This window comes from Frigoribacterium endophyticum (genome assembly GCF_011759585.1).
GTDB classification, from domain to species: domain Bacteria; phylum Actinomycetota; class Actinomycetes; order Actinomycetales; family Microbacteriaceae; genus Frigoribacterium; species Frigoribacterium endophyticum.
Genome location: NZ_JAAOYV010000002.1, coordinates 959395 through 972982, shown reverse-complemented (window position 1 = coordinate 972982; position 13588 = coordinate 959395). Strand labels below are relative to the sequence as shown.

Below are 13588 nucleotides of genomic sequence, written 5' to 3'. Positions count from 1 at the left end.
ATCGACACGCCGGGCCACGGACTCGATCCGGGGCCTGCAGCACCGCCCGCCCCACCTCGTACCACCACCGCCGCGCCCCTCACGGGGCAGGCAGCGTGACGGATCGAGACAGCCCTGATCAGAGGGCTGTTCGTCGCGCCCTGGAACACCTCGGACGTGCCTGCCCCCGCAGGCCCCTCTTGCTGGGAGCAAGTGAATGAACCGCACCGACCGCGCCACCCGCGACGCCCTCGTCGTCGAGAACCTGCCCCTCGTCGGCTACCTCGTCTCCGAGGTCTGCTCACGGGCCACGCACCTCTCGCGCGACGACCTCGCCAGCGTCGGCGCGGTCGCCCTCGTGCAGGCCGCCGAGGCCTTCGACCCCACGCTCGGCATCCCGTTCGGCGCCTACGCTCGCACCCGCGTCGTCGGCGCGTTCGCCGACGACATGCGCTCGGGCGACTGGGCGAGCCGCGGCACCCGCAAGCGCATCAAGGAGACCCTGGCCGTGCAGGAGGCGCTGAGCGCGTCGCTGGGGCGCGCCCCCTCGGTCGACGAGATCGCCGGTGCCCTCGGGGTCGACCGCCAGACCGCGACCGCAGCCCTCACCGACGCGGCGCGGACCGTCTCTAGCCTCGACGACACCGTCGCCGACCACCTCGCCGCCGACGTGCCCCTGCCCGGCGAGCAGCTGCTCGCCGCGGAGCGCAGCCGCTACGTGCGCGCCGCCGTCGAGGCGCTGCCCGAGCGGATGCGCCTCATCGTCGAGGGCGTCTACTTCGGCGACCGCACGGTCACCGAGATCGCCGACGAGCTCGGCATCACCCACAGCGCCGTCTCGCAGCAGCGCACCGAGGCCGTCCGCCTGCTGCGCGACGCCCTGGCGGCGCACTACTCCGACGACGAGGCGGCCGAGTTCGTGCCGGTCTCGAAGACCGCGCCCGCGCGCCGCAGCGCCTACCTGTCGCGCGTCGCCACCAACGCCGCCGTCGGCATCGCCCGCGCCATGCGCGAGCCCGCCACGGAGGGCTTCAGCGCCGCCGTGTAGGCGGCCCCAGAAAACTTCCGGAGGTCGCTAACGACCACCGGCAGCCGGCCGACAGTAGCCGGTGTCAGCCCACGGACGGGCTGACGAACACCACCCAGTCACGGAAGAGGAAACACCATGGGCATGCAGATCAACACCAACCTCGCTGCGAACAACACGTACCGCAACCTGAACGCCACGCAGAACGACCTGTCGAAGAGCCTCGAGAAGCTCTCGTCGGGCCTCCGCATCAACCGTGCCGCTGACGACGCGGCCGGCCTCTCGATCTCCGAGGGCCTGCGCTCGCAGGTCGGCGGACTGACGGTGGCCGCGCGCAACGCCCAGGACGGCATCTCCGTCGTCCAGACCGCTGAGGGTGGCCTCACCGAGACCCACTCGATCCTGCAGCGCATGCGTGACCTCGCCGTGCAGGCCGGCAACGACTCGAACAACGCCGACTCGCGCAAGGCGATCACGACCGAGGTCGGGGCCCTGCAGAAGGAGCTGACGCGCATCTCGGCGTCGACGAACTTCAACGGCACCAACCTGCTCGACGGCAGCAACACCGCCCTCAAGTTCCAGGTCGGCGCCAACAGCGGTGCGGACAGCCAGATCACGGTCGACCTGTCGAAGGCGAACGTCTCGGCCATCGCGAACAACCTCACCGGTGGCGACCTCGGCACCACGGGCTCGTCCTTCACGGTCGCCGCCCCGGCCGACATCGCGGGCGTCCAGACGTTCAGCGTCACCAGCGGCAGCGAGACCAAGACGATCAAGACGGCCGACCTCGGTGCTGCCGGCAAGTTCGACAGCGTGCAGGGCTACGCGGACGCGCTGACCAAGGACGCGGCCTTCTCGGCCAACTTCTCGGTCTCCGTGACCAAGGACGCCAACGGCGCCGGCACCGGCATCGTCGTCACCGCCAACAACGGCGGCGCCGTCAGCGTCGCCGACGACGCCGGCACCGGCGTCGTCGCGGGCACTGCCGGAGCCACCACCACCGGTGGCCTCAAGTTCGACACGGCCGACAACGCCCAGGCCTCCATCAAGCTGATCGACGCCCAGATCCAGACGGTCTCCACGGCCCGCTCGGAGCTCGGTGCCGTGCAGAACCGCTTCGAGCACGCGATCAACGTGACGAACGTGGCGAAGGAGAACCTGACCGCGGCCGAGTCGCGCATCCGCGACACCGACATGGCGCAGGAGATGGTCAAGTACACCCGCTCGAACATCCTGAGCCAGGCCGGCACGGCGATGCTCGCGCAGGCGAACCAGAGCACCCAGGGCGTCCTGTCGCTCCTCCGCTAGTCGGCGGGCGACACGGTCACCGACTCGTCGGCGACCGGCCCGACGCCTGATCCCAGCAGGCGCCGAGCACCACCCTGGTCGGGCGCGTGACCGGTGCGCGACGGGGGAGCAGCTGATCCTCTCCCCCCGAGCGCGCCGGTCGCGCACCCGACGCTCTCCACCCCGCCCCACCCGCCCGATCCCCACCGCGAGAGGCACCACCATGGCGAACCTCGGCATCGACGGCCTCGCGAGCGGCCTCGACACCACGTCGCTGATCAACTCGCTGATGTCGATCGAGGCGACGCCCCAGACGCTCCTGAAGAACAAGGTCACCGCGGCCAACTCGTTCGTCACGTCGATGCAGACGCTGAACGCCCAGGTCGCCGCCCTCGCGACCACGGCCACGACCGCCGCGAAGCCCGGCTCGATCGACCTCTTCACCGCCACGAGCAGCTCGACCGCCGTCACCGCGAAGGCCGCGGCCGGCGCCGCCTCGGGCAGCATCGAGTTCACCGTCGGCGCCACGGCGCAGGCGAAGACCGCGGTCACGGCCGCGATGACCGCCTGGCCCACGAGCCCGGCGACGCTGACCTTCACCTCGAGCGCCGGGAAGCAGACCGAGGTGACCGCCGCCTCCTCGTCCCTCGACGACGTCGTGAAGGCCGTCAACGACTCCGCCGCCGGCGTCAAGGCCGTGAAGGTGCCCGTCGGCAAGGACGCGTCCGGCGCCGCCGTCTACCGGCTGCAGCTCACCTCGGCCACCTCGGGCGCGACCGGCGACTTCGCCGTGCACCGCGGCACCGCGGCCGAGACGACGGCCGGCACGGCCCCCGACCTCCTCGCCGAGCCCGGCGCCGCCGTCGTCAAGACGGCGCGCGACGCCTCGCTGACCCTCTACGCGGGCACCGCCGCCGAGCAGGTGGTGACCAGCGCCTCCAACACGTTCACGGATCTGCTGCCCGGCGTCTCCGTCGACGTGACCGCCGCCGCCGTCGGGGCCGCCGCCCCGGTCACGATCATGATCGGACGCGACGCGACCGCCGCCGGCAAGGTCGCCTCGGGGCTCGTCTCGAGCCTCACGGCCGTGCTCGGCGCGATCACCGCCGGCCAGGCCACCACGTCGACGACGGGCGCGACCGGCAACACCACCGTCAAGGGCGGGGCCTACACCGGCGAGTCGTCGGTCCGGGCCGTGCAGCAGGCGCTCCAGTCGGCGGCCTCGCAGCCGATCGGCGGCAAGTCGCCCTCGACGATCGGCGTCGTGATCCAGAAGGACGGCTCGTTCTCGTACGACGCCGACAAGTTCTCCGCGGCGCTCGCCGCCGACCCCGTCGGCACCCAGTCGATGCTGAGCACGCTGGCCGACCGCATCGCGAAGGCCGCGAGCAGCGCCTCCGACAAGGCCTCGGGCACGCTCACGACCGTGATCACCGGCCAGCAGTCGGTCGTCAAGGACCTCGGCGGCCGCATCGCCGACTGGGACCTCCGGCTCGCCACCCGCCGCGCGACCCTGCAGACGGTGTACTCGAACCTCGAGGTCACGCTCAGCAACCTCAACTCGCAGTCGACCTGGCTCAGCAGCCAGGTCGCCTCCCTCACCGCCCAGACGAAGTGACCATGGACGCCTCCTCCTTCGCGGCCTTCGCCGCCGCCCCCCGGCCCACCGCCGTCGCGCAGCGTCAGCGTGCCCAGTACAACGCCGAGGCGGTGCTCTCGGCGACGCCCGTGCAGCTCGTCACGATGCTCTACGACCGCCTCATGCTCGACCTCGGCCGCGCCGAGGCGGCGCAGCTCGTCGCCGACTGGGGCACCGCCGCCGAGCAGCTGCTGCACGCGCAGGCGATCGTCGCCGAGCTGTCGTCGTCGCTCAAGGTCGACGTCTGGGACGGCGGCGAGGGGCTGCTCGCGCTCTACGGCTACACCTCGACCGCGCTCGTCAACGCGAACGTGCACCACGACGTCGAGCTGACCCGCGAGGTCGTCGGCCTGCTCGACCCGCTCCGCCAGGCCTGGCACGACGCCGCGGCGTCGCTGCAGGCCGGAGGCGCGGCGGGCGTCCCGCTGCCGGCTCCCGCCTCGCCGGGCGCCGCGGTGCCCGGGGCCGGCCTGCCGCAGCCGGCGGGGGTCGCCGCGTTCGGCAGCGCCACCTCCGGCTACGGCGCCACCATCGCCTCCTCGTCGTCGCTCGGCGGAGCGCTCGGTGTCGCCTGAGGCCGACGTGCTCCCCGCTGAGGCGCCGGCGGCCGTCGCCGACACCGACGTGCTCCCCGCTGAGGCGCCGGCGGCCGTCGCCGACACCGACGTGCTCGCGCACGCCGGGTGGGCCGCCGCCCTCGACGAGCTCGAGGCCCTCGCGCTGACCGTCGACGCGACCGGCGGGGCGGGCCTCGACGACTCGGCCCCGCGCCTCCTATCGTGGACGCCGCCGACGGGCCTCGGGCCGCTGCCGGCGGAGCTCGCCGACCGCGCGGCCGCCGTCGCCGCGGCCCAGCGCGACGCCCTGGCCCAGATCGACGACGCGCGCCTCGTCGTGCTGCGGCACCTCGAGGTCGTGCGCACCGTCGAGGCCTCGCACCAGCCCGAGCGCCCGGTCTACCTCGACGCCACGGGCTGACGCCCGCACCCCCCCCGACCCCCGCCCCCACGGCCGAGTGGTCACGAACTGCCCCTCCCGTCGCCGGGAGCAGCAGTCCGTGACCACTCGCGTAAGGTGCCGACGCGTCAGCCCCAGGGGATGACGCCGACGACGACCGCGACGACGAGCATCACGACCGACACCACGGCCGCCCTCCAGAGCACCTTCTTGTGGTGGTCGCCGAGGTTGACGTTCGCGAGGCTGACGAGCAGCAGGATGGCCGGCACGAGCGGGCTCTGCAGGTGCACCGGCTGGCCGATCACCGAGGCGCGGGCCATCTCGACGGGCTCGATGCCGAACGCGGAGGCGCTCTCGGCGAGCACGGGGAGGATGCCGAAGTAGAAGGCGTCGTTGCTCATGAAGAAGGTGAGCGGCAGGCTCAGCAGGCCCGTGATGACGGCGAGGTACGGCCCCATCGCGTCGGGGATGACGTCGACGAGCCAGTCGGCCATGGCGCTGACCATGCCGGTGCCGTTCAGCACGCCGATCAGCACGGCCGCGGCGAACACCATCGAGACGACGCCGACGATGCTCGGCGCGTGGGCGACGATCTCGGCCGTCTGCTGCTTCACCTTCGGGAAGTTGACGAGCAGCGCGATCGCGGAGCCCACCATGAAGACGTAGGCGAGCGGGAAGAGGTCGAGCACGAGCAGCACCATCACGGCGACCGTCAGCACGAGATTGAACCAGATCAGCCGCGGGCGCAGCGTCTCGCGGGTCGGGTCGAGCATGGTGTCGGCCATCGTGCCGACGCCGGGGGTGCCGTTCTCCGACAGGCCCGTGCCGGCGTTGTCGACGGCGCGCTCCCCGGGGGCGTCGGCCCGCGACCCGTCGGCGCGGCCGCCGCGCAGCCCGAGGGCCACGGTCGGGCTGGTGAACATCGACACGCCGCGGCCCTCGGCGACGCCGGCCCCGGCGTTCGCCATCGCCTTCGAGAGGGGCACGGCGACGGCCGCGGTGTCGAGCGAGACGCTGCCGCCGAGGCGCTTCCGCTCACGCAGCCCGAGCAGCCAGGCGAAGGCGAACGCGATGACGAGGCCGGCGACGAGCGACGGCACGAGGGGCACGAAGATCTCCGACGGCGAGACGTTGAGCGCCGCCGCGGCGCGGACGGTCGGCCCGCCCCAGGGCACGATGTTCAGCGTGCCGTTGATCAGGCCGGCGACGCAGGTCAGCACGACCGGGCTCATGCCGAGCCGCAGGTAGATCGGCAGCATGGCCGCCGTCGTCACGATGAAGGTGGTCGAGCCGTCGCCGTCGAGCGAGACGGCCCCGGCCAGCAGGGCGGTGCCGAGCACGACCTTCGCGGGGTCGTTGCCGGTCGCGCGGAGGATGAGCCGCACCAGCGGGTCGAACAGGCCGACGTCGATCATCAGCCCGAAGTACATGATCGCGAACATCAGCAGGGCCGCGGTCGGGGCGAGGTCGCCGACCGCCTCGATCACCATGTCGCCGATGCCGAGCCCCGCGCCGGCGAAGAGGCCGAAGATCGTCGGCACCATGATCAGCGCGAGCATCGGCGAGAGCCGCTTCGTCATGATCAGCACCATGAAGGTGAGGATCATCAGATAGCCGAGCAGTACGAGCATCGGGACTCCTTCGTCCGTGAGCGTGTCGGTGGGCCGGCCCGTCGTCACCGCCCCCGAGGGGGCAGGCCGGTCGGGTGCGCGGCGCGTCCGGGCACGCTAGCGGCCAGGTCGGAGGCGCGTCGCGCTTCTGCGCGTTGGAGCCGTTCCGCACGTTGTCGGCGTTCTGCTCGTTCTGCTCACGCGCCTCCCCGGCCCCGGTTACGCTGACGCTCGTGACCGACGACAGCTCACCCCGGAGCGCCCGCGCCCGACCGCCGCGGCCGCGGCGCCGGTTCGCGACCGAGGTGCTGCTGCTGCAGCTGGCCGTCGTCACCGCCGTCGTGCTGCTCACCACCGCCGTGTTCGTCGGCGTCGCCGTGCAGCGTCTGGCCCACGAGGCCGAGTCGACCGCCCTCGCCGTCGCGCAGAGCGTCGCGGCCGACGGCGACGTGCGCCGCGAGGTCGCCACCCTCAGCGTCGACGGCACCGCCCTGGACGAGGAGGCGCTCGCCGAGGGCCCGCTGCAGCTCACGGCCTCGTCGGTGCAGCAGCGCACCGGCGCCCTCTTCGTCGTCGTCACCGACGACCGCGGCGTCCGCCTCGCCCACCCCGAGCCCGACCGCATCGGCGAGCGCGTCAGCACGAGCCCCGACGCGGCGCTCCGCGGCGAGGAGACCGTGTCGTGGGAGCGCGGCACGCTCGGTGACTCCGCCCGCGCGAAGGTGCCGGTCTTCGCCCCCGACGCGGCCCCCGGCGAGCGCCCGGTCGTCGTCGGCGAGGTCAGCGTCGGCTACGCCCCCGCCCGTGTCTACGACACCGTCGCGCGCGATTCCCTGCCGGTGGTCGGCGTCGCGGCCCTCGCGCTCCTGCTCGGCGTGGTCGCGTCGGTGCTCATCCGCCGTCGCCTCGACCGTCTCACGCTGGGCCTCCAGCCCGACGACCTCGCGACCCTGGTGCAGAACCAGCAGGCCGTGCTCGGCGGTGTGGGGGAGGGGGTGCTCGCGGTCGACCGGGAGGGCCGCGTCAGCGTCTGCAACGAGCAGGCGGCGCAGCTGCTGGCGCTCGGCTCGGCGGGCGACGACGTCGTGGGTCGGGCGCTCGCGGAGCTGGAGCTGCCGGGGGAGCTGGCCGACCTGCTCGACCCGGCCCGCGCCTCCTCGGGGTCGCCCTCGGCGGGGTCGCTCGGGCCCGCGGGCACGACGCTGGTCGTCGGCCCCCGGGTGCTCATCGTCGACGTGCGCCCGGTGGCCCGCGAGGGCGTCGACCTCGGCCGCGTCGCCGTGCTGCGCGACCGCACGGCCGTCGAGGCGCTGACCCGCCGGCTCGACGCGGTGGGCGCGATGACGACGGCGCTGCGCGCGCAGCGCCACGAGTTCGCGAACCGGCTGCACGCCGTCGCCGGCCTGCTCGAGATCGGGCGGGTGGAGCAGGCGAAGGGCTACCTCGCCGACGTGCTCGAGCACGGGCCGCTGCGCTACCCGGTGAAGCACGCCGACCGGCTCGCCGAGCCGTACCTCCAGGCCTTCGTCGGCGCCAAGGGCGTCGAGGCGGCGGAGCGCGGCGTGCTGCTGCAGCTCGGCCCCGAGACGCTCGTCGCGGGGCAGGTGGTCGAGGCGGGAGACGTGACGACGGTGCTCGGCAACCTGGTCGACAACGCGGTGCGCGCCGCCGTCGCGGGCCGCACGACGCCGGCCTGGGTGGAGGTCGAGCTGCTCGACGACGGCCCCGACCTGCACCTCTCGGTGATGGACTCCGGCGACGGGGTCGCGCGGCCCGAGCGGCTCTTCGAGCGCCGCCGCGACGTGCCCGGCCCGTCGCAGGCCGACGACGGCGAGCCCGGGGGAGGCGCGGGGCACGACCCCGTGCACGGCCTCGGCTTCGGGCTGCCCCTGTCGCGCGACACCGCGCGTCGCCGCGGCGGCGACGTCTGGCTCGGCTCGCCCGGCGGCGACGGCCACGGCGCCGTCTTCTGCGCCCGGCTCGTCGGTGCGGTGCAGCCCGTCGGCACGGTGCAGCCCGCCGGCGCGGTGCCGCCCGTCGGCGCGGTGCCGCCCGCCCCCGGCCTCGCCGGCCGCCCCGACCCCTCCAGGAGCACCTCGTGACCGCCACGCCCGCCTCCCCGCTGACCGTGCTCGTCGTCGACGACGACTTCTGGGTCGCCGACGTGCACCGCGCGCGGGTCGACGCGCAGGACGGCTTCCGGGCCCTGCCCCCGGTCGGCACGGTCGCGGCCGCCCGCCGGGCCCTGGCCGAGCAGCCGGTCGACCTCGTGCTGCTCGACCTCTACCTGCCCGACGGCAGCGGGCTCGACCTGCTGCGCGAGCTCGACGTCGACGCCTTCGTGCTCAGCGCGGCCTCCGACCCGTCGACGGTGCGCACCGCCCTCCGCCGCGGGGCGCTCGCCTACCTGATCAAGCCCTTCGCGGCCGAGCTGCTCGACGAGCGGCTGCGGGCCTACCGGCGCTTCGAGCACGTGCTCGACGACCACGGGCCCGAGCAGGGCGGCGGCGCAGCCGGGCGGGGCGCCGGCGAGCGCGGCGGCGTCGACCAGGAGGCGGTCGAGCGCGCGCAGCGCATCCTGCACTCCGGCGACGCGCGGGCGTCGTCGCGGTCGCGCTCGGCGACGGAGCAGGCCGTGCTGGAGGCGGTGGTCGCCTCCGCCGCCGAGCTCAGCGCCGCCGAGGTCGCCGACCAGGTCGGGGTCAGCCGGGCGACCGCCCAGCGGTACCTGGCCTCCCTCGCCGCCGACGGCCACCTCGCCATGCAGCTCCGCTACGGGTCGGCCGGCCGGCCCGAGCACCGCTACCTCCGCGCCTGACCCGACCCGCGCCTCCCGCGCTGCTCGCCTCCCGACCGTCGAGGAGAACCACGTCCTCGCAGACGAACCACGCCGCGGCGTGGTTCGCGTGCGAGGACGTGGTGTGTCGACGCGGAGCCCCCACTCCGGGGGCGTGAGCTTACGCACCCCCGTGCACCGCCGATAGAGCGCCCTGAGCACGGATCGCTCGACACCCCGGCCACGGATCGGCCCCTCGTCTCCCTGACACGGAGACACGAGACCCCTGGAACGTGCATGCCCCTCGAATCCGTGACCCAGGCCGCCCTGCAGAGCGCCCTCGACGGCCTCTCGCTGCGCCAGAAGACCATCGCCGCCAACATCGCGAACGTGAACACCCCCGGCTACCAGGCCAAGCGGGTGGCGTTCGAGGAGGCCCTCGGCCGCTCCGTCTCGCAGGGCAGCGGGGCCGTCGGCGCGACCACGAGCCGGTCGCTCGAGCCGACGCGGCTCGACGGCAACAACGTCAACCTCGACACCGAGACGCTCTCGAACGTCGACACGGTGCTCCGCTACCAGTTCGCCACGCAGGCGATGAACTCCGAGCTGACGGCCGTGCGCGCCGCGTTCCGGACGAGCTGATGCCCGCCTTCGACGCGATCGGCATCGCGAGCACCGGCCTCACCGTCCACCGCAAGTGGCTCGACGCCGTCTCCGACAACATCGCCAACGTCAACACCGTCAAGTCGATGGACGACACCGCCTTCCAGGCCCGCTACGTCGAGGTGCAGGAGGGCGCCGGCACCTCCGGCGTCTTCGTCCGTGCCGACCGCTACGGCAGCGAGGCCGGCCGCGTCACGTACCTCCCCGACCACCCCCTGGCCGACGCCGAGGGCTACGTCCGGATGCCCGACATCGACCTCGGCGCCCAGATGGGCGACCTGATCATGGCGCAGCGCGGCTACCAGGCCAACGCCGCTGTCGTCGACCGTGCCAAGACGGCCTACGAGGCCGCACTACAGATCGGACGTGGCTGATGCCTGTCGCAGGGATCCCGGCTCTCGGAGCCGTTCAGCCGTCCGGCTACGCCGACGTGTCGTCGCTGATGCAGGCGGGAGGCGCGGGCGGGGCCGGCGGCGTCGCCGACGTGACCGGCGTGGCCGGGGCGCCCACCGCCTCCGGCGCGACCTTCGGCGCGAGCATGGTCGGCGCCGTCGAGGGCCTCCAGCAGCTGCAGGGCGAGGCCAAGACCCTCGCCGTGAAGGCCGTCACCGGCGACCTCACCGACATCCACGACGCCACCATCGCCGCCACGCGCGCCCAGGTCACCCTCGAGCTGGTCAGCGCCGTCCGCAACAAGGCCGTCGACGCCTTCACCGAGATCATGAGGATGCAGGCCTGATGCCCACCGCACTGAAGGGCACGCTCGACAAGCTGCGCGCCACCCTGGCCGGCTTCTCGGTCGCCCAGAAGACCATCGTCGTCATCCTCGTCGCGGCCCTCGCGCTCGGCGCGTTCGCGCTGACGAGCTGGCTGACGAAGCCGACCTACACCCCGCTGTTCAGCGGCATCGACCCGGTCGACGCGAGCGCCATCGTCGAGCAGCTCAAGGCCGACGGCGTGCCGTACCAGCTGACGGCCGGCGGCCAGACGATCCTCGTGCCGGAGGAGAGCGTCTACCAGGAGCGCCTCACCGCGGCCGCGGCGGGGCTGCCGTCGACGAACGGCGAGGGCGGCTACTCGCTGCTCGACACCATGGGCGTCACCTCGTCGGAGTTCCAGCAGGACGTCACCTACAAGCGCGCCATCGAGGGCGAACTCGCCAAGACGATCATGGCGATGAAGGGCGTGAAGACCGCGAGCGTGCAGCTCGCGGTGCCGGAGGAGAGCGTCTTCGTCTCCGAGCAGAAGGACCCGACGGCCTCCGTCTTCGTCGAGACGCAGGGCGGCGCGACCCTCACCGACCAGCAGGTGCAGGCGATCGTGAACCTGACCAGCGCCTCCGTCGAGGGCATGAAGACCACTGACGTCGCCGTCACCGACGCCTCGGGGGCCGTGCTCTCGCAGATCGGCACCGGGGCCGTGGGAGGCGCGGGCGACCAGGCGGGCGACTACGAGACCAAGGTCCAGTCGTCGGTGCAGGCGATGCTCGACAAGGTGGTGGGCGTCGGCAACTCGTCGGTCGTGGTCGCCGCCGACCTCGACCAGGACGCCGGAACCCGCGTCACCGAGTCGTTCTCGCAGCCCACCACGGGCCCGATCGCTCTCAGCGAGTCGAGCACCACCGAGCAGTACGGAGCGGGAGCCGCCGGGGCCGGCGGCACCGGGGCGACGGGCGTGCTCGGCCCCGACAACATCGCCGTGCCGAACAACACCGCGACCGCGGGCGGCACCGCCGCCGGCGGCGCCGCGGGCGACGACGGCTACGTCAACGAGTCGGCGACGAAGAACAACGCTGTCGACAAGACCACCGAGACGATGAGCGTGCCCTCGGGAGGCGTCAGCCGACAGACCGTCTCGGTCGCCCTCGACGCGAACGCGGCGAAGAACGTCAACCTGCAGAGCATCAACGACCTTGTCACGGCCGCGGCCGGCATCGACGCGGCCCGCGGCGACGACGTGCAGGTCGCCCTGGTCGACTTCGACACCTCGGGCGCCGACGCCGCGAAGGAGGCGCTCGCCGCCGCCGACGCCGCCGCCGCGGACGCCGCGATGTGGAGCACCGTCCGCACCGTCGGCATCGTCAGCGCGATCGCCCTGGCGATCATCGTCGCGATGATCGTCTTCGCGAAGCGCAGCCGCCGCCAGGCCCGGGAGGAGATCGACCTCGGCGAGCTGAGCGCCGGCGCCCCGGCCCAGACCTGGGACGCCACGGTGCCGCTCGACCTCGGCGACGCCGGCGCCTCCGGCCGCCGCATGCTCGGCGACGACGCGCCCACCCAGCTGCTCAGCGTCGACGCCCCCGAGCCCTCGCCCGAGCACGTGTCGGCCGAGCGCAAGCGCGCCGAGATCGACGCCCTCGCCGAGCGCGACCCGGAGAAGACCGCCGAGCTGCTGCGCGGCCTGATGGACCAGCGGGTCGGCTCGTGAGCCTGGTGCCCCTGGCCGGGCTCGGCACCGCCGCCCCCGGTGCGGGCGGCGCCCCCCTGACCGGTGCGCAGAAGGTCGCGGTGATCCTCATGCAGATGGAGCAGACCCGCGCCGCCACCGTGATGAAGCAGTTCAGCGAGGAGGAGGCGGAGGAGATCACCGCCGAGATCGTCCGGCTGCGCCGCGTCGACCCCGCGGTGGCCGAGTCGGCCGTCGCGGAGTTCCACGACCTCAGCGTCAGCGGCCGCTACCAGCGCCGCGGCGGCCACGACGTCGCCGTCGGCCTGCTCGAGGCCTCGTTCGGCTCCGAGCGCGCCGCCGGCGTGATGGAGCGCCTCGCCTCGAACGCGATGGGGAAGAGCTTCGAGTTCCTCGACGAGGCCGACCCGGGCCAGGTCATCACCCTGCTCGACGGCGAGCTGCCGCAGACCATCGCCCTCGTGCTCGCGCACCTCCGGCCGCAGCAGGCCTCCGCCGTGCTGGCCGGGCTCGACGTCGAGGTGCGCGCCGACGTCGCCCAGGCCATCGCCACGATGGGCACCGCGACCCCGGAGGCCGTCGGCATCGTCGCGACCACCCTCAAGGTGCGGGCCGGCGCCGTCGTCGCGCCGCGCGAGCAGGTCGAGGTCGTCGGCGGCATCCAGCCCCTGGTCGAGATCATCAACCGCAGCGACAGCGCCACCGAGCGCGCCCTGCTCGACGGCCTCGACGAGCGCGACCCGGCGCTCGCCGAGGAGGTCCGCTCGCGCATGCTGACCTTCGAGGACATCGTCAAGCTCGAGTCGCGCGACATCCAGCAGGTGCTCCGCGGCATCGACGCCGCCGTGCTGGCGACCGCCATGAAGGGCGCGCTCGCCGCCGTCACCGAGGTCATCCGGGGCAACGTCTCCGAGCGCAACCGCGAGCTGCTCGACGACGAGCTGCAGTCGATGGGCCCGGTGCGCAAGTCGCAGGTAGAGGAGGCGCGGGCCGAGGTCGTGCGCGCCATCCGCGAGCTCGAGGCCCAGGGCGCCATCACGGTGCACCGCGCCGACGAGGACGCCCTCGTCGACTAGCCCCGCCCGCGCCGCGGCGGATCACTCTCAAATTTGAGAGTGGCGCGTAGCCCGGCCGCCCCCCCCCGCGGCGCCCGCCCGCCCTCGGCAGCCCTCTCTCTCAAATTTGAGAGTGATCGGCCGGCGGCGGCCCCGGGATCGCGGCGTCCCCGGTGCTCCGCGCCGGAT

13 protein-coding genes are annotated in these 13588 nt (G+C 73.6%); 12 read left to right on the top strand and 1 reads right to left on the bottom strand.

The genetic code is table 11. The features are described from left to right. Positions 1-196: 196 nt before the first annotated feature. From FHR77_RS11865 to FHR77_RS11845, 5 genes are all read left to right on the top strand, one after another. Positions 197-1027 carry a sigma-70 family RNA polymerase sigma factor gene (locus tag FHR77_RS11865; protein WP_167260462.1) on the top strand — a complete coding sequence of 277 codons (831 nt, stop codon included), beginning with the start codon at positions 197-199 and terminating at the stop codon, positions 1025-1027. 117 nt (positions 1028-1144) lie between these two features. Continuing rightward, the gene (locus FHR77_RS11860) at positions 1145-2314 is read left to right on the top strand and encodes a flagellin N-terminal helical domain-containing protein (protein WP_167260460.1); all 1170 of its coding nucleotides are present in this window, start codon (positions 1145-1147) and stop codon (positions 2312-2314) included. Between the two features lie 202 nt (positions 2315-2516). Further along, entirely contained in the window at positions 2517-3911 is a 1395-nt protein-coding gene (fliD, locus tag FHR77_RS11855; protein WP_167260458.1) for a flagellar filament capping protein FliD, read from the top strand. 2 nt (positions 3912-3913) lie between these two features. Further along, the gene (gene fliS / locus FHR77_RS11850) at positions 3914-4507 is read left to right on the top strand and encodes a flagellar export chaperone FliS (protein ID WP_082514615.1); all 594 of its coding nucleotides are present in this window, start codon (positions 3914-3916) and stop codon (positions 4505-4507) included. Beyond that, the gene (locus FHR77_RS11845; protein ID WP_167260456.1) at positions 4497-4910 is read left to right on the top strand and encodes a hypothetical protein; all 414 of its coding nucleotides are present in this window, start codon (positions 4497-4499) and stop codon (positions 4908-4910) included. Before fliS ends, FHR77_RS11845 begins: the two co-directional genes overlap by 11 nt. Before the next feature lie 107 nt (positions 4911-5017). On the opposite strand, the gene FHR77_RS11840 is transcribed toward FHR77_RS11845, so the two are convergent. After that, on the bottom strand, positions 5018-6520 hold the full coding sequence (locus tag FHR77_RS11840) for a CitMHS family transporter (RefSeq protein WP_167260454.1): 1503 nt from the start codon (positions 6518-6520) through the stop codon (positions 5018-5020). A 212-nt stretch (positions 6521-6732) separates the two neighbouring features. On the opposite strand from FHR77_RS11840, the gene FHR77_RS11835 reads away from it, so the two are divergent. The 7 genes from FHR77_RS11835 (at position 6733) to fliG (ending at position 13420) form a co-directional block, all read left to right on the top strand. Next, positions 6733-8601 carry an ATP-binding protein gene (locus tag FHR77_RS11835; protein ID WP_167260452.1) on the top strand — a complete coding sequence of 623 codons (1869 nt, stop codon included), beginning with the start codon at positions 6733-6735 and terminating at the stop codon, positions 8599-8601. Next, on the top strand, positions 8598-9317 hold the full coding sequence (locus FHR77_RS11830) for a response regulator (RefSeq protein ID WP_255465061.1): 720 nt from the start codon (positions 8598-8600) through the stop codon (positions 9315-9317). Before FHR77_RS11835 ends, FHR77_RS11830 begins: the two co-directional genes overlap by 4 nt. A gap of 255 nt (positions 9318-9572) precedes the next feature. Next, positions 9573-9917, top strand: coding sequence for a flagellar basal body rod protein FlgB (gene flgB, locus FHR77_RS11825; RefSeq protein WP_167260450.1), 345 nt, complete (start codon positions 9573-9575; stop codon positions 9915-9917). Then, entirely contained in the window at positions 9917-10312 is a 396-nt protein-coding gene (locus tag FHR77_RS11820; RefSeq protein ID WP_056057516.1) for a flagellar basal body rod protein FlgC, read from the top strand. The genes flgB and FHR77_RS11820 overlap by 1 nt, the downstream gene beginning before the upstream one ends. 68 nt (positions 10313-10380) lie before the next feature. Beyond that, the gene (gene fliE / locus FHR77_RS11815; protein ID WP_481797696.1) at positions 10381-10677 is read left to right on the top strand and encodes a flagellar hook-basal body complex protein FliE; all 297 of its coding nucleotides are present in this window, start codon (positions 10381-10383) and stop codon (positions 10675-10677) included. After that, positions 10677-12365, top strand: coding sequence for a flagellar basal-body MS-ring/collar protein FliF (gene fliF, locus FHR77_RS11810; RefSeq protein ID WP_167260446.1), 1689 nt, complete (start codon positions 10677-10679; stop codon positions 12363-12365). The genes fliE and fliF overlap by 1 nt, the downstream gene beginning before the upstream one ends. Continuing rightward, entirely contained in the window at positions 12362-13420 is a 1059-nt protein-coding gene (gene fliG, locus FHR77_RS11805) for a flagellar motor switch protein FliG (protein WP_341777342.1), read from the top strand. Before fliF ends, fliG begins: the two co-directional genes overlap by 4 nt. The last annotated feature ends 168 nt before the right edge of the window (positions 13421-13588 follow it).